Origin of the sequence: Limosilactobacillus fermentum, from assembly GCF_013394085.1 — a bacterium.
Lineage (GTDB): Bacteria > Bacillota > Bacilli > Lactobacillales > Lactobacillaceae > Limosilactobacillus > Limosilactobacillus fermentum.
The window spans coordinates 544721-563414 of sequence record NZ_CP040910.1; the positions used below are offsets into that span (position 1 = coordinate 544721).

19 protein-coding genes are annotated in these 18694 nt (G+C 51.6%); 16 read left to right on the top strand and 3 right to left on the bottom strand.

Going from position 1 to position 18694, the window contains the following annotated elements:
• Positions 1-65: 65 nt before the first annotated feature.
• Positions 66-1085 (top strand): serine hydrolase domain-containing protein, encoded by a 1020-nt coding sequence (locus FG166_RS02620; RefSeq protein ID WP_012390909.1) that lies wholly within the window; start codon positions 66-68, stop codon positions 1083-1085.
• Entirely contained in the window at positions 1085-2572 is a 1488-nt protein-coding gene (gene cls, locus FG166_RS02625) for a cardiolipin synthase (RefSeq protein WP_003682721.1), read from the top strand. The genes FG166_RS02620 and cls overlap by 1 nt, the downstream gene beginning before the upstream one ends.
• Before the next feature lie 306 nt (positions 2573-2878).
• Here the strand turns inward: cls and FG166_RS02630 are convergent, their stop codons facing one another.
• The 3 genes from FG166_RS02630 to FG166_RS02640 are packed head-to-tail and all read right to left on the bottom strand — an operon-like array spanning position 2879 to position 5264.
• On the bottom strand, positions 2879-3184 hold the full coding sequence (locus FG166_RS02630; protein WP_003682722.1) for a hypothetical protein: 306 nt from the start codon (positions 3182-3184) through the stop codon (positions 2879-2881).
• Positions 3185-3195: 11 nt separating this feature from the next.
• Positions 3196-3927 (bottom strand): type 1 glutamine amidotransferase, encoded by a 732-nt coding sequence (locus tag FG166_RS02635; protein ID WP_003682725.1) that lies wholly within the window; start codon positions 3925-3927, stop codon positions 3196-3198.
• On the bottom strand, positions 3927-5264 hold the full coding sequence (locus tag FG166_RS02640) for a Mur ligase family protein (protein WP_003682727.1): 1338 nt from the start codon (positions 5262-5264) through the stop codon (positions 3927-3929). Before FG166_RS02640 ends, FG166_RS02635 begins: the two co-directional genes overlap by 1 nt.
• Positions 5265-5542: 278 nt before the next feature.
• Between FG166_RS02640 and FG166_RS02645 the strand changes: the two genes are divergently transcribed.
• The 14 genes from FG166_RS02645 (at position 5543) to atpA (ending at position 18667) form a co-directional block, all read left to right on the top strand.
• Positions 5543-6133, top strand: a complete 591-nt coding sequence (locus FG166_RS02645) for a thymidine kinase (RefSeq protein ID WP_012390912.1) — start codon at positions 5543-5545, stop codon at positions 6131-6133.
• A 5-nt stretch (positions 6134-6138) separates the two neighbouring features.
• A complete protein-coding gene (gene prfA / locus FG166_RS02650) occupies positions 6139-7221 on the top strand; it encodes a peptide chain release factor 1 (RefSeq protein ID WP_012390913.1) in 1083 nt (360 codons plus the stop codon).
• Complete coding sequence (gene prmC / locus FG166_RS02655; protein WP_003682732.1) at positions 7214-8065, top strand: peptide chain release factor N(5)-glutamine methyltransferase; 852 nt, start codon at positions 7214-7216, stop codon at positions 8063-8065. Before prfA ends, prmC begins: the two co-directional genes overlap by 8 nt.
• Positions 8066-8083: 18 nt before the next feature.
• The gene (locus FG166_RS02660; protein WP_003682734.1) at positions 8084-9115 is read left to right on the top strand and encodes an L-threonylcarbamoyladenylate synthase; all 1032 of its coding nucleotides are present in this window, start codon (positions 8084-8086) and stop codon (positions 9113-9115) included.
• Between the two features lie 123 nt (positions 9116-9238).
• Entirely contained in the window at positions 9239-10474 is a 1236-nt protein-coding gene (gene glyA, locus FG166_RS02665) for a serine hydroxymethyltransferase (protein ID WP_035430945.1), read from the top strand.
• Between the two features lie 139 nt (positions 10475-10613).
• Positions 10614-11249, top strand: a complete 636-nt coding sequence (upp, locus tag FG166_RS02670) for a uracil phosphoribosyltransferase (protein WP_003682736.1) — start codon at positions 10614-10616, stop codon at positions 11247-11249.
• A 194-nt stretch (positions 11250-11443) separates the two neighbouring features.
• Positions 11444-12562 carry a YibE/F family protein gene (locus tag FG166_RS02675; protein WP_003682737.1) on the top strand — a complete coding sequence of 373 codons (1119 nt, stop codon included), beginning with the start codon at positions 11444-11446 and terminating at the stop codon, positions 12560-12562.
• Positions 12559-13332: a YibE/F family protein gene (locus FG166_RS02680; protein ID WP_003682738.1), complete on the top strand. Its 774-nt coding sequence runs from the start codon at positions 12559-12561 to the stop codon at positions 13330-13332. Before FG166_RS02675 ends, FG166_RS02680 begins: the two co-directional genes overlap by 4 nt.
• Positions 13333-13465: 133 nt before the next feature.
• The gene (locus FG166_RS02685; protein ID WP_035430947.1) at positions 13466-14734 is read left to right on the top strand and encodes a uracil-xanthine permease family protein; all 1269 of its coding nucleotides are present in this window, start codon (positions 13466-13468) and stop codon (positions 14732-14734) included.
• Between the two features lie 325 nt (positions 14735-15059).
• Complete coding sequence (gene atpB, locus FG166_RS02690; RefSeq protein WP_003682740.1) at positions 15060-15770, top strand: F0F1 ATP synthase subunit A; 711 nt, start codon at positions 15060-15062, stop codon at positions 15768-15770.
• Positions 15771-15798: 28 nt separating this feature from the next.
• Positions 15799-16011 (top strand): F0F1 ATP synthase subunit C, encoded by a 213-nt coding sequence (gene atpE, locus FG166_RS02695; protein ID WP_003682741.1) that lies wholly within the window; start codon positions 15799-15801, stop codon positions 16009-16011.
• A gap of 45 nt (positions 16012-16056) precedes the next feature.
• A complete protein-coding gene (gene atpF, locus FG166_RS02700) occupies positions 16057-16563 on the top strand; it encodes a F0F1 ATP synthase subunit B (protein WP_003682742.1) in 507 nt (168 codons plus the stop codon).
• The gene (gene atpH, locus FG166_RS02705) at positions 16556-17101 is read left to right on the top strand and encodes an ATP synthase F1 subunit delta (protein ID WP_003682743.1); all 546 of its coding nucleotides are present in this window, start codon (positions 16556-16558) and stop codon (positions 17099-17101) included. The genes atpF and atpH overlap by 8 nt, the downstream gene beginning before the upstream one ends.
• Positions 17102-17128: 27 nt before the next feature.
• Positions 17129-18667, top strand: a complete 1539-nt coding sequence (atpA, locus tag FG166_RS02710) for a F0F1 ATP synthase subunit alpha (protein WP_003682744.1) — start codon at positions 17129-17131, stop codon at positions 18665-18667.
• The last annotated feature ends 27 nt before the right edge of the window (positions 18668-18694 follow it).

An 18694-nucleotide genomic window follows, 5' to 3' on the forward strand; every position in this document is an offset into this window, starting at 1 on the left:
GCCAAAATGGGCTTTTGTACGGGGGTGTCTTTGGTATAATGGGTGAAAAGTAAGGGGGAAGTTGATTGCAAACCTATCAAACAACGCAAGCGCAGTTACGGGCAATGGTCGACGACGGGGTGGTCCCCGGCATGTCTTATTGCCTCTTTGAACGCGACTGGCAGGTCGAAGCCGTTCGGGGGCTAGCGCAAATTGAACCGACTCCGGAACGGTTACGCCCTGGGATGCTTTATGACTTGGCTTCCCTAACCAAGGTGGTGGCAACGGTACCGGTGATCGCCATCCTCTTACAAAGCGGGCGCCTGTCTCTGGATGACCCGGTTAGTAGGTACTTACCGGAGTTTTCAAACGACCAGGTTAAAATCTACCATTTGCTGACCCATTCGTCGGCAATTGGTGGCTACATTAAAAATCGTGATGACCTTGATGCTAAGCAGTTAACAACCGCCCTGTTAACGAACCAGACTAGTGGGGTTAACCGGGACCGCTTGATTCGCTACGCCGACGTTAACTTCATCTACTTAGGCTGGATTGCCGAGCGCATCTTGGGGCAACCAATCCACGTGTTGGCGAGGGAGTTGGTCTTTGCCCCCTTACAGATGACGCAAATCACCGACCAGCCGGTAGCCACCCAAACGGTGCCGACGAGCATTGACCAGCGGCGGGGGCTCTTGCGCGGTCAAGTGCACGACCCCAAGGGAGCGGTGTTAGGGAGCCACTGCGGGTCGGCCGGCTTTTTTGCCCCCCTCACTGACTTGATTACCTTTAGCCGGGCCCTGGTGGGGACTAACCTGGCCGGCCTGTTGACCGAACAAACCATGGCGCAGCTCTTTAGCGATCAAACCAGAATGGTCAGCCCCCACCTCCGTGGCTTGGGCTGGAAGCTGGTCCCAAACCCAGCCACCCACCGTTTTTTGATTAGCCACACTGGCTACACCGGAACCCTCTTAGTCTTAGACCGTGATCACGACCGGGGGCTAATTATGCTGACTAACCGGGTGCACCCGCGGGGGCAAAACAACCGCTACTTAGACCGCCGCGATCAAATCATTGCTACATACCTTCGTGAAATGGGAGAAAATTAATGATAACTTGGGATACCATTCGCTATGTAATTGAAACTATCTGGTTAATTAACCTAGCCCTGGCCTTTTGGACGGTCTTTCGGGAGCGCCGGGACATCGCTTCAACCTGGGCCTGGCTGTTGGTCTTATCCTTTTTACCGGTGGTGGGCTTTGTCGCCTACCTCTTCGTGGGCCGCAAACTGTCGCACGACCAGATCTTCACCATCCAAGACGAACAACGGCGCATTCTAGAACAGTACAAGCAACAACAACAGCGCCTACTGGAGGCCCAAAAGCTCCTGCCTAAAGAAGAGCAATCGCGTAGGGATCAGATGATGGCCAACCTCTTGTTAAACACCGACAACGCCCTGCTAACCTTTGGCAACCAGGTACATTTATTTACGGACGGGCACGCTAAGTTCGATCAGCTCATCAAAGACATTGATCAGGCCAAGCGGCACATCCACGTTGAATACTACACCTTTGCGGCCGATCAATTAGGTCATCGGGTCTTGGCGGCCCTTGAACGGGCAGCCGAGCGTGGGGTGGAAGTCCGGGTTCTTTATGACTTGTCGGGGTCGCGCGGGACCACTTACCGCTTCTTTAGTCACCTTGAAGAACTTGGTGGCCAAGCTCAGGCCTTCATTTCTAGCGCTAAGGCTCGTTTCAACACCCCCCGCTTGAATTACCACTTGCACCGTAAGTTGGTCATCATTGACGGTGACCTGGGCTACATTGGGGGCTTTAACATTGGTGATCAGTACCTGGGCGAGTCGCCAAAGTTTGGTTACTGGCGGGATAGCCACCTCCGGGTCGAGGGGACGGCCGTATTGATGATGCAAGCCCGCTTCATCATGGATTGGAACACGACTTGCCGGCGGACCAAAAAGGAGCGGATGGACCTGGCGGGTGATTACGTTAACGTTCGAACCACCCGGCTAAAGAATCCGGATCGGTCAATGGTTCCGATGCAGATTGTTTCGTCCGGCCCCGATAACGATAACCGGGCGATTCGTCGCGGTTACCAAGGGATCATTTCCTCGGCCCGTCACTACGTCTACATTCAAACCCCGTACCTAATTCCCGATGACGCAATTTTAGAGTCATTAGTGGTGGCGGCTAAATCCGGGATCGACGTTCGGATCATGATCCCGCCGATGCCGGATCACCCCTTTGTCTACCGGGCGACGGAGTACTTTGCCCACTACCTGGTTTCCAACGGGGTGAAGGTTTACAAGTACGATAAGGGCTTTTTGCACGCCAAGACCATGGTTTCCGGTGGTCACCTGGCGTCGGTCGGGTCGGCTAACCTGGATTACCGTTCCTTCCGGCTTAACTTTGAGGTTAACGCCTTTACTTACAACGAGCAGTTGGCTGGTGAATTGAAAGCGGCCTTTGAAAACGATCTAAAAGACTGCACCCAACTGAACGAGGAGTACTTCGACCAGCAATCAGCTTGGCGGAAGTTCAAACAGGACTTCTGCCGCTTGCTCGCCCCAATTTTGTAATAATAAAGGCCAGGAGAACATCATGTTTCTCCTGGCCTTTTGTTGTATTCGCAAATGTTAGACAGATAACGTGCTCCCAACCACGGGCCTAGTAGCTAAGTACGGGTGAAGAACGGTGCGTGCCGCACCAACCTTCCCCCTAGCTTAGCTATACGACCCGAATCAGAGGTTGGTCGCACTTCCAATAACGTGCTCCCCAACCGCAGGCCTAGTGGCTAAGTCTGACCGGAGAACGATGCGTACCGCATCAACCCCCGTTCTATCCTTAGCCCACGGCCTGCTTGATAGGTTGGATCGCACTCACTTTTAACTATTTTTGATTTTGGTTTTGAGGTGGTCCATTTCCATCACCACGATCGTTTCTAACAGGGTGATGATGCAAACTGCCAGAAAGGACCAGTTACCTGGGGCAACGAACATGAAGATGATTAACAACCACGATCCCCAACTCCAGCGGTTGTCGATCCGGACAATCCGGCGAATTCGGCCCTCTAATTCGGCGGGGGCCTCATCGTTGGCCAGTAGTCCACGTAAGTACAGTTGGAGGCGGACTTCAAAGAATGACTCGACGATAAAGGCGATCACCATGAGGGTGGAGAGTGAATTTAACATTGCGCCACCCCCTAAAAGGTTGGTTGGACGATTAGCCCCTCTTGGGGTGTCAGATCGGCGTCGGGATACTTAATCGAAAGGGCTTCAAGTAACATTTGCTTAGCTAGCTCACCGTTGCGGGTGAGGATTGGCCCGTGGAAATAGGAGCAGTAGGTGTGTAAGTAAATGGCCCCTTCCGTGCCGTCCTCGCCGTTATTCCCGTGGCCCGCTAAGACGTGCCCCAAGGGGCGCTCATTTTCACCCAGGAAGGTCCGGCCGTTGTGGTTTTCAAAGCCGTGGAACTTAGCACCGGTGTCTTCATTTTGAATCTCGACGTCGCCAATGAAGCGGGACTGGTTTTGCTGGGCGGACCGGTGCTCACTTTGGGTTAAGGTGTAGTGGTCCAAAACCCCGATGCCGGGGATCTTTTCCCCGTCGGCCCCCACGTAGTACTTACCCAGTAATTGGTAGCCCCCGCAGATGGCGAGCATTGGTTTGCCGTCCTCAATAAACTTTTTGATCCCGTCCTTTTTGGTTTGGATGTCTTTTGAGACCACCATTTGTTCGTAGTCCTGACCCCCACCGAAAAAAGCAATATCAAACTGATCTGGATCAAAGTCGTCTTCAATTGAGACCACGTCGACTTGGATATCGGTATCCATTTGCTTAGCGTAGTACTTAAGGGCGATGATGTTACCAATGTCGCCATAGGTGTTTAATAGGTCGCCGTACAAGTGGGCGAGGTGTAAGTGGTACTTAGCCATTAATCCATCCCTCCTTGAATGTATTTCTTGTCGGCTAGTAGTTTGCGTAGTTGCAAGACCGCCGTGTAGGTAGCTAAGAGGTATACGTGCTTAGTAGGCATTTGCGGGATCTTTTCAATTACTTGGTTGAGGTCCGGTAAGTGATCGATCTTGTCAATTCCAGCCATTTCCATCCGGGTGGTAATGTCTTTGTAGCGCTCCCCACCGGTCATGAAGTAGGGGATATCGTGGTCGTGGAGGCGTTCAAAGTCGCCGTCCCAGATCCAGGAGGTGTCGATCCCGTCGGCGTAGTTGGCGTTTAACAAGAAGCCAAACGAGAAGGGCTCCGGATCGGTCAAAATCATGTCCAGGACCTGGTTTAAGCCCACCGGATTCTTGACCAAAATTAAGGTAACTTCCTTGCCGTCGACGTTGATTACTTCTTGACGGCCAAAAACCCGTTCGTCGGCGCTGAAGGCGTGTTGGATTTGGGCCGGGCTAACCCCTAGGAAACGACCTAAGGAATAGGCCGCTAAGGCGTTATAAATGTTGTACAGCCCGCCGATTTCAATCTGATAGGGGATCCCATCGATTTCAAAAGAAGAGGAGGTCGGGGTTAATTCACCAAGTTTAGTGACCTGGTAAGTCAGTTCCGGACGTTTAAAGCCACAGTGGGGGCAGAAGTAGTCGCCTAGGTTGGCGTAGGTCCGTAAGTGGTAGTGCAAGATGTGGTGGCACTTAGGGCACAAGAGTCCATCGGTATTAGCCGGCGCCTTGAAATCCGCGTGGGATTCGTGGTTGAAACCGTAATAGATCACGGGGTTTGGCAGCTCCTTAGTGTTGAAGATCTGCTCGTCACCGTTAGCGATGATGGTGGCCTTAGGGGCTAACTTAACCCCGGCTAAGATCTTATCGTAGGTCGTGTAGATTTCGCCGTAGCGGTCCATTTGGTCCCGGAACAAGTTGGTAAAGACAAAGGCGATCGGGGTAATGAACTTAGTGACCTTGACGACGTTTGCTTCATCAACTTCTAAGACCGCCAAGCCCTTTTGCTTGGGCCGGGGCGCCGTGATGAAGGTGGTGACGATTCCTTGTTCCATGTTTGAACCGGTGGGGTTGGTTAAAACGGAATCGTACTTTTCCCGTAGCACCCGGACGGAGAGGGCGGTGGTCAAGGTTTTCCCGTTGGTCCCGGTGAGGATCACCAGGTCGTATTTCTTACTGAAGGCTTGTAAGATGTTGGGATCGAGCTTGGTGACAATCTTGCCTGGTAATGAGGAGCCCCCGTGGGTAAAGGTGTGGAGGAACCAGTAACTAGACCGACCGGCAAATTCGGCCAGCGAACTTCTTAAAGACATAATTCATATCCTTCCGCTTGCGTGTATTGATTACCGATTAATTTTAATCGTTCCGGGCCCAAAAGGAAAGTAACCTCCCTCACCAAGTCATGCTAGCGGCGCGGGCGAAAATTATTTTTCAATGAGGAAAGAGCTAAGCAAGCCGCTTTCATCACGATTAGACCGGCAATAAGCATGGTTAACTCAAGAAAACATTGGCTAACTGGGGGGAGAAGAGTTTAAAACGGGCCCAAGATCCGCTATAATTAAGGCACTATGCGAAGAAATGGGTGAGACAGGTGGCGCAGTTGTTCTTTAAGTACGGCGCAATGAATTCTGGTAAGTCAATTGACATTCTAAAGGTGGCCCACAATTATGAGGAGCAGGGCAAGCCGGTTGAATTGTTGACGAGCGGAATTGATGACCGGGCCGGCACCGGGGTGATCGCCAGCCGGATTGGTTTGAAACGGCGGGTCACGCCGATCATGGAGGACACCGACGTTTTTGAACTGATCAAACAAATCGATCACCGGATTTACTGTGTTTTGATTGACGAGGCCCAGTTCTTGAGTAAGGCCCACGTACTGCAACTATGCCACGTGGTTGACGACCTCAAGATCCCGGTGATGGCCTTTGGGCTCAAAAACGACTTTAAAAACGAGTTGTTTGAGGGATCCGAGGCCCTGTTGATCTACGCCGATAAGATTGAAGAGATGAAGACGATCTGCTGGTTTTGCCCCCGCAAGGCAACCATGAACCTGCGGATTAGCGATGGGCACCCGGTTTACCAAGGCGCCCAGGTTCAAATCGGCGGCAACGAGTCCTACTACCCGGTTTGCCGGGAACACTATTTTCACCCAGATTTGCCAAGTGAACAGGAGAATGAGTAATGGAAATGGAAGAAATTTTCGATAAGTTACAAGCCGTGGCCGACCGCTACGATGAACTTAACGAGTTGATCTCGGATCCCGAAGTAATCGCCGACTCCCAACGGTTCATGAAGCTCTCAAAGGAAGAAGGGAGCCTACGCGAAACCGTTGAAAAATACAACGAGTACAAGGAAGTCACCCAAACGATTAAGGATGACACCGAGATGTTGCGCGAAGAAAGCGACCCCGACCTGGTGGAAATGACCAAAGAGGAGCTTAACGAAGCCAAGGAACGCCAAGCCCAGCTCCAAGATGAACTGGAAGTCTTGTTAATTCCAAAGGACCCGAATGATGATAAAAACATCATTATGGAAATTCGGGGGGCCGCTGGTGGGGACGAAGCCTCCCTGTTTGCCGCCGATCTGTATAACATGTACGTTCGCTACGCCGAAAAGCAGGGGTGGAACGTTGAAGTGGTTGACCGCAACGAAACCGAAGTCGGCGGGTTCAAGGAAATCGCCCTGATAATTACCGGTGACCAGGTTTACTCCAAGCTGAAGTTTGAAAACGGGGCGCATCGGGTACAACGGATTCCGGCGACCGAATCGGCGGGCCGGGTGCACACGTCGACGGCGACCGTGGGGGTAATGCCGGAAGCCGAAGACGTTGACGTGGACCTGGATCCAAAGGACATCCGGGTCGACGTTTACCGCTCTTCTGGGGCTGGTGGTCAGCACATTAACAAGACCTCCTCGGCCGTACGGATGACCCACTTGCCAACGGGGATCGTGGTGGCAATGCAAGACGAGCGTTCCCAACAGCAAAACCGGGCCAAGGCAATGCAGATTTTAAAGGCCCGGGTTTACGATTACTACCAACAACAAGAACAGTCTGAATACGATGCCCAACGTAAAAACGCGATTGGGACCGGGGACCGTTCGGAACGAATCCGGACGTACAACTACCCGCAAAACCGGGTTACCGACCACCGGATTGGCCTGACCCTAAACAAGCTCGATAAGATCATGGCTGGTGACCTAGAAGAAATCATCGAATCGCTAATCATTGCCGATCAGGCCCAAAAGCTGGAGCAATTACGCAATGAGTAATAATTGGACCTACTTTCAAGCCCAGCGATGGGCTTCTTCTTTTTTAGGGGACCATGGTAAGGATCCATCAGCGGCGCAGTTTATTTTGGAAATGCTCCACGACTGGTCGATGACCGACCTGTTGGCCAATAATCGTCAACCGATGCCCGTAGAAGAAGCCACCCGCTACCAACGGGCGATCACCCGGGTTGCCAGTAGCGAACCGGCCCAGTACGTGGTAGGCAAGGCGCCCTTTTTTGGGCGGAAGTTTGTGGTTAACCGGGACGTCTTGATTCCGGAAACCGAAACCGAGGAGTTGGTTGAATGGGTCCTGGATTCGATGCCGGCGGATAAGGAACTCAAGGTGTTGGACCTCGGAACCGGGAGCGGGGTAATTGGTATTACCCTGGCCTTGGAGCGCCCTAAGTGGCAAGTTACCCTGAGTGACATTTCGGCGGCCGCCTTGAAGATCGCCCTGACTAACCAACGCTTGCACGGGACCAACTTAAACCAAGTCGAAAGCGACCTCTTCGCGCGGCTAGGGGACCAGCGTTTCGACCTGATCGTTACCAACCCCCCGTACGTCGCGCTAAGTGAAATTGACGAGATGGATCCGGAGGTTTTGGAGTACGAACCGCCGCTGGCCCTGTTTGCTAGTGAGAACGGCTTAGCCTTTTACCGCCGTTTGTTTGCGGCCGCCGGTGAGCACTTAACGCCCCGGGGGGTCCTGTTTGGTGAAACTGGTCACCGACAAGAAGAACGAATTCAGCAGCTATTAAAGGAACTGGCACCGAGCGCTAAAATTGAGACCCGTCACGACATTGCGGGGCGAATGCGGATGATTAAGGTGACAGACTTTGATTAGATAAGAAGGGGAAAGATAATGGTGAAAACAGTCATTTTTCAACCAGCGGAAGTAAAGCAAGCGGCCAAGTTGATCCAAGCAGGTCAACTGGTGGCCTTTCCAACCGAGACGGTGTACGGCTTGGGGGCCGATGCTACTAACGAGGAAGCCGTCAAGCAAGTCTACCTAGCCAAGGGACGACCGAGTGATAACCCGTTGATTGTTCACGTTTCCTCGTTAGCGATGGTTGAGCACTTTGCCGCAGAAATTCCGGCAAAGGCTAAGCAATTAATGGACCGCTTTTGGCCCGGTTCCTTAACGATTATTTTACGGGTCAAACCCGGCACCCTTTCTAAAACGGTCACTGGTGGTTTGGATACGGTTGCCTTTCGCTTCCCCGATTGCCAGCCCACCCTCGATTTGATTAGCCAGGTGGGGGTACCGATCGTGGGCCCGTCCGCTAACACCTCGGGGAAACCGAGTCCCACCACGGCTAACCACGTCTACCACGATCTAAACAACAAGATCGCCGGGATTATCGATAACGGTCCGACCCGGGTGGGGGTTGAATCGACCGTTTTGGATATGTCAACGAGCCAACCGGTGATCTTACGGCCTGGAGCCGTCACCAAGCAAGACATTGAAGGGGTGATCGGCTCAATTGACATCAACCATCACCAAGTCAAACAAGATGAGGTTCCCAAGGCGCCGGGAATGAAGTACAAGCATTACGCTCCCAACGCCCAGGTCTACATCGTCGATCCCGCTGATGATTGGGGAGAAGTAGCGGCGGTGATCGCCCAGTCGAAGGAGCAGGTGGGCTTAATGGCTACCGACCAAGTGCTTCACGCCCACGTTTGGTCGGTTCAGGCCGATCAATTCTCCCTGGGGACGGGAGTGCAAGAGGCCAGCGCCCATTTGTTTGAGGGGCTCCGGGACTTTGATAATCAAGAAGAGATCCACCAAATCTTTTGCCAAGGGTTTGAACCGACCGGACTGGGAGCGGCTTACATGAACCGTTTGAATAAGTCGGCGGGTGGGGCCCACTTCCGGGATTTGCTCAATAAATAACGCATGTAAGCCGGACCATCCCAAAATGGTTCGGCTTTTACGTACGTTTATAAAATTAACCTTTCAATTTAAACGTAATTACCGTACAATATGGGTACGCAAGTGAAAGGAGCAATTAAGCTAATGGAATATGCAGGTAAGGACGCCCAACTTTGGGCCGCAATCGGACGCGAAGAACAACGCCAAGAGGGCACGATTGAACTGATCGCCTCAGAAAACATTGTTTCAAAAGAAGTTGCCGCCGCACAGGGGTCTGTCTTAACCAACAAGTACGCTGAGGGGTACCCTGGCAAGCGCTACTACGGCGGTTGCCAATTTATTGACCAGGTGGAGCAACTCGCCATTGATCACGCTAAGGAACTCTTTGGCGCTGCCTACGCTAACGTTCAACCCCACTCCGGTTCCCAAGCTAACATGGCGGTCTACCAAGCATTATTAAAGCCTGGCGACACCATCTTGGGGATGGGGATGGACGCCGGGGGCCACTTAACCCACGGTTCCAAGGTTAATTTCTCCGGGAAGCTTTACCACACCTACGGTTACGAACTCAGTCCCGAAACCGAGGAACTGGATTACGACGCCATCCTAGCTCAGGCTAAGGAAATCCAACCCCAGTTGATCGTGGCGGGGGCGTCTGCTTACAGCCAAATCATCGACTGGGACAAGTTCCGCCAAATCGCCGATGAAGTGGGTGCTTACTTGATGGTCGACATGGCCCACATTGCCGGCCTGGTGGCTACGGGTTACCACCCGAACCCGGTTCCGGTTGCCGACGTTGTGACGACGACCACCCACAAGACTTTGCGTGGACCACGGGGCGGGATGATCCTATCCAAGTCTGAAGAACTAGGTAAGAAGTTTAACTCGGCCGTCTTCCCGGGTACGCAAGGGGGACCGCTGGAACACGTGATTGCCGGGAAGGCCCAGGCCTTTTACGAGGACTTACAACCAGCCTTTAAGGATTACATTGGCCAAGTGGTGAAAAACGCCGCGGCTATGGCGGAAGTGTTCAACGAATCCGAAACGATCCGGGTGGTCACTGGTGGGACGGCCAACCACTTGTTGGTCCTTGACCTAACGAAGACCGGCTTAACCGGTAAGGACGCCCAGGCCCTGCTCGATTCCGTGATGATCACCACTAACAAGGAAGCAATTCCAAACGACCAACGCAGCCCGTTTGTTACTTCCGGTCTGCGGGTCGGGACGCCAGCTATCACCTCGCGTGGCTTTAAAGAAGACGACGCCAAGCAGGTGGCCAGCCTGATTATCAAGGCGTTAGACAACGCTGACGACCAAACCATTTTGGCTGAAGTGAAAGAAGCCGTTCACGCCCTCACCCAGGCGCACCCGGTTGACTAACTGAAGAAAACCAATTAGTAAAACCAGTCCCCTAATCAATCAGTTGGCATTGAATTAGGGGACTTTTTGCGGGCCGGACCATTGATGGACGGCGCCCCGACTGGTACAATAGCAAAGAAACTAAAAGGAGTGTTTTGTCATGGGTAAATTTGAGGTGCTGGATCACCCGCTAATTCAACATAAGTTAACGATGATTCGCGACAAGCGGGTCGGAACGAAGGTCTTCCGGGAAACGGTCAAGGAAATTTCAACCTTGATGGCCTACGAAGTTTCCCGTAACATGCCCCTAAAGGACGTTGAAGTGGAAACGCCAATTGCCAAAACCACTCAAAAGGAATTGGCTGGGAAAAAGGTAGCCATCATTCCGATCTTACGGGCCGGCCTGGGGATGGTCGATGGGATGACCGAATTGATCCCAGCAGCCAAAATTGGCTTTATTGGGATGTACCGGGATGAAGAAACCTTGAAGCCGCACGAATACTTCGTGAAGTTGCCAAACGACATTACGGAACGGCAACTCTTCATCGTTGACCCGATGCTTGCGACCGGTGGGTCAGCCGTAATGGCCATCGAAGCCCTAAAGAAGCGGGGCTGCCAAGAAAAGAACATGAAGTTTGCCTGCTTAGTAGCGGCGCCAGAAGGGGTTAAGGCGGTTCAAGAGGCCTTCCCGGATGTTGATATCTACACGGCTGGGCTGGACGAACGCTTAAACGAAGATGGTTACATTGTGCCTGGCCTCGGGGACGCGGGGGACCGCCTCTTCGGGACCAAGTAGGTTTGCGACTGTTTCCGTAATTTGTGTCTAATATTCGTGAATACAGCAAGAGGCGAGGGGGGAACCATGTTTTCTCCTCGCCTCTTTAGTTTGTCTAAAGTTCAAAATAAGCTAAAGCTTTTCATAATTCAGTCATTATTGCCGGGGCCCGCGCTACAATAGGGGACGTGATTTTAAGCAAAGGATCTGAGATTATGTGGAAAACTGGGTGGTGGAAGGCGAAGTATAAACTCGTCATCGCCCTAATTGTACTCGGGGTGGGAGCGATGATCTTCACAACCCATAACCAGCGCTTGTATAAGGCCCCGTTGGCCCAGGTGGTGGCCGTTGAAAACGGGAAGGCGCAAAAGGAAACTGACGAGTTCCAAAATGTCGACTACCAGGTTAACCAAACGTTGACCGTCAAAATGTTGAACGGGAAATACACCGGTAAGGAGTTTAAGGTGAACAATACCTACACCAAGTCGGGGGCCCTGGACCAACGTTATTACCCGAGAAATCAAATCTTTTTGAGCCAGTTGACAAAGCGAAATGGCCACCTGACGGCTAACGTGGCCGGTTACAAGCGTGACGTGGTCTTAGTATTTTTGGGCTGGCTAGTGATCTTCTTGCTGGTCTTAATGATGGGGTGGGCCGGCAGTCTGGCGATGTTAAGTGTTTGCCTCAACGCCGTCTTGTTCTACTTCGTCATTCAAATTGACCTGAAGATGCAGGCGAATCACGCCTTTTTGACCTTTTCCATTTTAGCCCTGCTCTTTGCGGTCCTCTCGCTCTTGTTGGTGCTTGGACCGACTAAAAAAATGGTGGCGACCTTTTTAGCGACCGTTTTGGGGACTTCGGTGGCAATGTTGGTGTCGGTGCTGGTGATGAATTTAACTCACCACCAGGGAATCTATTACGAATCGATGCAATACGTTACCCAGGTCCCGCGGCCCCTCTTTTTGGCTGAGACCTTACTGGGGTCTTTAGGGGCGGTAATGGATGAGGCGAGTGACATCGTAGCGACCCTACACGAGTTACACGAGATTGACCCGACGATCAGTCGCCGGCAACTCTTCTTGTCTGGGCGCAACATCGGCAAGTCAATCATGGGTCCCCTCGTGAACGTCTTGTTCATGATTTTTATGGCCGATACCTTTACTTCGGCCCTTCTCTACATTAAAAACGGGAATAATTGGGGCTACACCTTTTCAATGAACATGAGCTTGGGGACCGTTCAAAGTTTGGTATCCGGGATCGGAATCGTCCTAGCAATTCCGTTAGTATCGGCCTTTGCCGCGCTCTTGTACGGGAGAAAGGGGGAAGCAGCATGAGTTCAATTACCGCTCTGGGGCTGGTTTTGATGCTATTGATGATTGCCGTGGGGGGCCGGCAAGGCTGGTCCGCCTTTTTATCGTTGCTCTTAAACTTTGGTTTCCTCTTCTTTGCCATCATCCTGATCGCCTTTCACGTCCCGCCAATGATGGTAACCCTAATGACCGGGGTGATCATCTTAGCAATCACGATCTTTATGAGCGAAGACGATTTACGCACCACCGTGACCGCCTTTTGGGCCTCATTGGTGGTCCTCTTGGTTTTGGTGGTCTTAATCTACTTGGTTGAGCACTGGGCGATGGCCCAAGGGTTCGGCCTGGAAGACAGCGACGACTTGGAGGGGATGTCAACGGCAATTGGAATCTCCTATTTAAAGGTGATCATCACCACGGCGACCCTGTCAACGCTAGGGGCGATTGCCGAAGCGGCGATGGCGATTGCCGCCGGGCTAACCGAGATCTTAGGGGAGCACCCCGACCTGTCTGATAACCGCCTCATGCAAAGCGGGATGGAGATTGGTAAGCAGATTATCGGGACAACCTTGAACACGCTGTTCTTCGGTTTCTTTGGTGGTTTGTTGGCCCTCTTCATCTGGTTTGCCGGGCTTAACTACTCCTTTGGGACGATCGTTAACGATAAGATCTTTGTCAGCGAGATCATCGCCGTTTTGATTTCCTTTATCGCCGTGATCGTGACCGTCCCGGCCTCGACGATGATCATGATTTGGCAAAAGCACCGGGGGATTGACAAGGACGAGGTCGTCAAGTAGAATAGGAATAATTTAGTGAGTCCTTTAATGGAATCCCGTGAGGTTCTAAAGGGTCGGTCAAATCGCGAATAATTCGTGCCGTGCGCCTTTGGAACAGTGGATGTCCAAAGGCGTTTTTGTATGGAGGAAGAAAATGGAAGAGAAAAGACGGGACGTCGTCTTAGACGTTGATGAACGCCCTGGCACTGGGCAGTGGATTGGACTGTCCTTACAACACATGTTTTCCATGTTTGGGTCAACCGTGTTGGTCCCCATTCTGGTGGGGTTAAACCCGGGAATTGCCCTGTTTAGTTCCGGGGTCGGTACCCTGATGTACCTGTTAATTACTCGCCACAAGATCCCGGCGTACATGGGATCGAGTTTTTCCTTTATCGTGCCGATGATGGCGCTGATGAAGTCGACGGGCTACCCAGGGATTGCTCAGGGGACGATCGCCGTTGGGTGCGTCTACCTGATCGTGTCGTTGATCGTTTCCCGCTTCGGTTCGGCGTGGATTGATCGTATCTTGCCTCCAATTGTGGTGGGACCAATTGTAATGGTAATTGGGTTGTCCTTAGCCGCCACCGCCGCCAAGGACGCCACCATGAACGGGAGCACTTACGACATTAAGTACTTTATCGTGGCGATGTTAACCCTGTTGATCACGATCATTTTTAACATGTTTTTCAAGGGCTTCTTAGGCTTAATCCCGATCCTCTTGGGGATTGTTGGTGGTTACATCATTGCCTGCCTGTTTGGAATCGTGAAGTTCAGTGGCGTAATGTCCGCCCACTGGTTTAGTCTGCCTGCCTTTCAAATTCCGTTTTTTAACTATCACCCGCAGTTTTATTGGGGCGCCATTTTATCAATGGCCCCGATTGCCTTTGTGACGATGACTGAGCACATGGGCCACATTATGGTCTTAAATGAACTGACCGACCGGAACTACTTTAAGGATCCGGGGTTAAACCACACCCTGGCAGGGGACGGGACGGCTTCGATCATCGCCGGGTTTGTCGGGGGGCCTCCGGTAACCTCTTACGGTGAAAACATTGGGGTCTTGGCAATTACCCGGGTTCACTCGGTATACGTCTTAGCCGGGGCGGCGTCCTTTGCCATCCTCTTCTCCTTTGTGGGGAAGCTATCGGCCCTGATTGAATCAATCCCTTCCCCGGTGATCGGGGGGATCTCCTTCCTCTTGTTTGGGGTGATCGCCTCCTCTGGGCTCCGGGTGATGATTGAAGACCAAACCGACTTTAACGAAAAGCGTAACCTGATGATCTCTTCGGTGATTTTGGTGATTGGGATCGGGAACGCGTACCTGCAACTGGGCCAATACGAATTCTCTGGTTTGGCGGTGGCCGCCGTCTTGGGGATCGTTTTGAACCTAGTTCTCCCACAAAAAGCGGCTAGCGAACGCTAAACTGAGTAACAATTCACAAAAAAGATTGGAGCTGCACAAGCGGGGCCAATCTTTTTTTCGTTAACGACAATTAAAGCCGTTATGATACGGATTTAGGGTCTTTCAACATGTCAAACTAATAAAAATTTAATCAAAGGGAATTGGAAAGCAAAAGCCGCTTAATAATTGAGATGGTGCCGGTTTCAAAAGTTTGAAATTGCTTTGAATTCTAAATTAAAGAATGCTATATTAGTCTTTGTATATTGGGTTTAGTGGTGATTTTGTTCGCCCATCAGCTCATTAATACAAACCAGATTATGTTATAAAGAAAAGAGGTGGAATATAGATGGGCGGTGATGCGTTCACTTTTGAACTATTCGGCCTGACCTTCAACTGGACCAACTTGATCTCCGGTACGATCGTCTTCGTCATTACCTTCTTCCTGTTATTTGGGTTGTCAAGGCACCTGCAGATGAAGCCAACCGGTGGCCAAAACGTCTTGGAATGGATCGTGGAATTTACGAACGGGATTGTGCGTGGACAAATGCCTTCAGAAACGAGTGGTTTTTACAGTTTCTTTGTATTTGTCTTGTTCGTCTTCCTTTTCATTTCCAACCAACTTGGTTTGATCATTCAGTTCGGCTGGAACGGGCATGAAATTGTCAAAAGTCCAACCGCAGATCCGGTAGTTACCATGACGCTTGCCTTGTGTGCCGTTACGCTGTCACACTTTGCGGGGGTCGCTCGACAAGGCGTTAAGGGTTACTTTGCGGACTACTTCAAGCCATTCTCACTTATGTTTCCAATTAAGTTGGTTGAAGAGTTTAGTAACTTCCTAACCTTAGGGCTGCGGATCTTTGGTAATATTTATGCCGGTGAATTACTGTTGAAATTACTTGCTGGAATGGCGTTCTCTCACGGGATTCCTACGATGATCGTGAGCCTGCCACTAGAAATTATTTGGCAAGGCTTCTCAGTCTTCATCGGGGCCATTCAGGCTTATGTCTTTGTAACATTAACGACGGTTTATATTTCTCGGAAGGTAACCGGGGAATAACCACATATCTTTAAGGAGGATATATACAATGGGTGCAATTGCTGCAGGTATCGCTGCTGGTTTAGCTGCTGTAGGTGCGGGTGTTGGTAACGGTCTTGTTATCGGTCACACGCTTGATGGGATGGCTCGTCAACCGGAAATGTCCGGTCAACTGCGGGGGACGATGTTCCTCGGTGTTGGTCTGATCGAAGCCCTGCCAATTCTTTCGATCGTTATTGCCTTCCTGGTAATGAACAAGTAGTTAATCGTTTAACCAAAAAATTCATTACAAGGGAGGTGTCAATAGATGTTTATCATTGCGGAATCAAACCAACTGTATCTTGGTGACATGCTCTTCTACCTGGTCTCATTTCTGATCATGGCCGCCCTCGTTTGGCACTTCGCTTGGAAGCCAGTGACCCAAATGATGCAAAAGCGGGCTGACAAGATTGCAAATGATATCGATAGTGCCGCACAGTCGCGTGAAGAAGCCCAAAAGCTGGCTGCTAAGCGTCAAGAAGAATTAAAGGGTTCCCGCCAAGAAGCTGCCACGATTGTTGACAACGCAAAGCAGGCTGGTGAAAGCCAACGTGCGGAAATCATCGCCACGGCTCAACAAGACGCCCAAAACCTGAAGAATCAGGCCCAAAAGGACGCTGAACAAGCCCGGCAAGACGCCCTTCGTGGTGCCAAGAAAGATATCGCAAACCTGTCTATTGAGATTGCTTCCAAGCTCATCCACAAGCAATTGAATGCGGATGACCAACAAGCTCTCATTGACACTTACATTGAAGGGTTGGTAAAGCATGAGTAGACTTGACCAAAAGACGGTTGCAAACCGCTACGCCCGGGCCATCTTTGAGTTAGCCCAGGAAGATGGTCAACTCGATCAAACTTATCAAGAGCTTGTCAGTGTCCGCCAGGTTTTCTTAGACAACCCAAGTCTCGCCCCACTATTAGCCGGGGTGGACCTTGGCATTAAGGAAAAGCAGGCCCTAGTCGACCAGGTTAAAGAAGGGGCAAGCAAGTACGTTGCCAACCTCTTGCAAATGGCCTTTGACTACCGCCGCATGAGCGACATGGTTGCAATCGTCGATGAGTTTGAACGGCGGTATGATGAAAAGCACAAGCGTGTTCATGCCGAAGTTGTGACCGCGGTGCAACTTGATGAAACAAGAAGGAATCAACTGAGGGACAATTTGGCGGCTCGCCTCGGCGCCCAAGAAATCGTCTTAAATGAAAAGGTTGATCCAACGATCTTAGGGGGCGTGGTGGTAAAAACCGCTAACCAAACCCTCGATGGGTCCATCAAGACCAAAATCGAACAGATACGGCGTTTAATTGTTAAGTAACAGTGAACTTGAAGAGGTGAGATTTGTATGAGCATTAAAACTGAGGAAATCAGTTCACTCATCAAGAAGCAACTCGCCAACTACCAGGACCAGATTTCCGTTGAAGAAACCGGGACGGTTACCTACGTAGGTGACGGGGTTGCCCGTGCTGATGGCTTGGAAAACGCCATGGCTGGTGAGTTGCTCGAATTTGAAAATGGTGTCTACGGAATGGCACAAAACCTCGAAAGTAACGATGTCGGGATCGTTATTTTAGGGGATGATACCGCAATCCGTGAAGGTGATACCGTTAAGCGGACTGGTCGGATCATGGAAGTGCCAGTTGGCGATGCCCTGTTAGGCCGGGTTGTTGACCCACTGGGTCGGCCAATCGACGGTCTGGGGGACATCAAGACCGACAAGACCCGTCCAATCGAACGTAAGGCCCCAGGGGTGATGGAACGTAAGTCCGTTTCCCAACCACTGCAGACCGGGATTAAGGTGATTGACGCCTTAGTACCAATTGGTCGGGGGCAGCGTGAACTGATCATTGGGGACCGGAAGACCGGTAAGACCTCCATTGCCATCGATACGATCATTAACCAAAAGGACCAAGACATGATTTGTATCTACGTGGCGATTGGGCAAAAGGAATCAACCGTGCGTTCCCAAGTTGAAACCCTGCGGAAGTTTGGCGCCCTCGATTACACGATCGTGGTTTCCGCTTCCGCTTCTAACCCAGCACCATTGCTGTACATCGCTCCGTACGCGGGGGCAGCAATGGGGGAAGAATTTATGTTTGGCGGCCGCGACGTCTTAATCATTTACGATGACCTGTCCAAGCAGGCCGACGCCTACCGTGAACTGTCCTTGATTTTACGTCGGCCTCCTGGTCGTGAAGCATACCCGGGTGACATCTTCTACACCCACTCACGGCTGCTGGAACGGGCGGCACGGCTCTCCGATGACCTTGGTGGGGGTTCAATGACCGCCCTGCCAGTTATCCAGACCCAGGCAGGGGACGTTTCCGCCTACATTCCAACTAACGTTATTTCCATTACCGACGGGCAGATCTTCTTGGATGCCGACTCCTTCTACGCTGGTCAACGGCCAGCCATTGACGCCGGGACTTCCGTTTCCCGGGTTGGTGGGGACGCTCAGATCAAGGCGATGAAGAAGGTTTCCGGGACGTTGCGTCTTGATATCGCTTCTTATAACGAATTAGCGGCCTTCGCTCAGTTCGGGAGTGACCTAGACGCCGCCACCAAGGCCCGCCTAGATCGTGGTGAACGGACGATGGAAGTCTTAAAGCAAGGCCTCCACGCCCCACAACCAGTTGAACAACAGGTGGTTACCCTGTACGCATTGGCACACAACTACTTGGACGATGTTCCGGTAGACGACGTGTTACGCTTTGAAAGCGAACTTGCGACCTTCATGCGTTCCAACCACCAAGACCTTTACGATTCAATCAAGCAAAGCGGTCAACTCCCTGATGGCGACGGGCTCGACAAGGCCCTCGACGCCTTCAAGGCTGGTTTTCAAACTAGTGACCAAAAGCAAGATGTATCCGTGGCCCAAAACTAACAGTGACCAGTAGAAAGGACGGTGAGA

Excerpts from the sequence above, each read along its gene's own strand:
- FG166_RS02685 (WP_035430947.1), top strand. The coding sequence starts at position 13,466 with ATGGAAGAGAAAAGACGGGACGTCGTCTTAGACGTTGATGAACGCCCT.
- prmC (WP_003682732.1), top strand. The coding sequence starts at position 7,214 with ATGAGTAATAATTGGACCTACTTTCAAGCCCAGCGATGGGCTTCTTCT.
- FG166_RS02660 (WP_003682734.1), top strand. The coding sequence starts at position 8,084 with ATGGTGAAAACAGTCATTTTTCAACCAGCGGAAGTAAAGCAAGCGGCC.
- atpB (WP_003682740.1), top strand. The coding sequence starts at position 15,060 with ATGGGCGGTGATGCGTTCACTTTTGAACTATTCGGCCTGACCTTCAAC.
- glyA (WP_035430945.1), top strand. The coding sequence starts at position 9,239 with ATGGAATATGCAGGTAAGGACGCCCAACTTTGGGCCGCAATCGGACGC.
- FG166_RS02630 (WP_003682722.1), bottom strand. The coding sequence starts at position 3,184 with ATGTTAAATTCACTCTCCACCCTCATGGTGATCGCCTTTATCGTCGAG.
- FG166_RS02640 (WP_003682727.1), bottom strand. The coding sequence starts at position 5,264 with ATGTCTTTAAGAAGTTCGCTGGCCGAATTTGCCGGTCGGTCTAGTTAC.
- atpF (WP_003682742.1), top strand. The coding sequence starts at position 16,057 with ATGTTTATCATTGCGGAATCAAACCAACTGTATCTTGGTGACATGCTC.
- atpE (WP_003682741.1), top strand. The coding sequence starts at position 15,799 with ATGGGTGCAATTGCTGCAGGTATCGCTGCTGGTTTAGCTGCTGTAGGT.
- FG166_RS02680 (WP_003682738.1), top strand. The coding sequence starts at position 12,559 with ATGAGTTCAATTACCGCTCTGGGGCTGGTTTTGATGCTATTGATGATT.
- FG166_RS02675 (WP_003682737.1), top strand. The coding sequence starts at position 11,444 with ATGTGGAAAACTGGGTGGTGGAAGGCGAAGTATAAACTCGTCATCGCC.
- atpA (WP_003682744.1), top strand. The coding sequence starts at position 17,129 with ATGAGCATTAAAACTGAGGAAATCAGTTCACTCATCAAGAAGCAACTC.
- atpH (WP_003682743.1), top strand. The coding sequence starts at position 16,556 with ATGAGTAGACTTGACCAAAAGACGGTTGCAAACCGCTACGCCCGGGCC.
- FG166_RS02635 (WP_003682725.1), bottom strand. The coding sequence starts at position 3,927 with ATGGCTAAGTACCACTTACACCTCGCCCACTTGTACGGCGACCTATTA.
- prfA (WP_012390913.1), top strand. The coding sequence starts at position 6,139 with ATGGAAGAAATTTTCGATAAGTTACAAGCCGTGGCCGACCGCTACGAT.
- upp (WP_003682736.1), top strand. The coding sequence starts at position 10,614 with ATGGGTAAATTTGAGGTGCTGGATCACCCGCTAATTCAACATAAGTTA.
- cls (WP_003682721.1), top strand. The coding sequence starts at position 1,085 with ATGATAACTTGGGATACCATTCGCTATGTAATTGAAACTATCTGGTTA.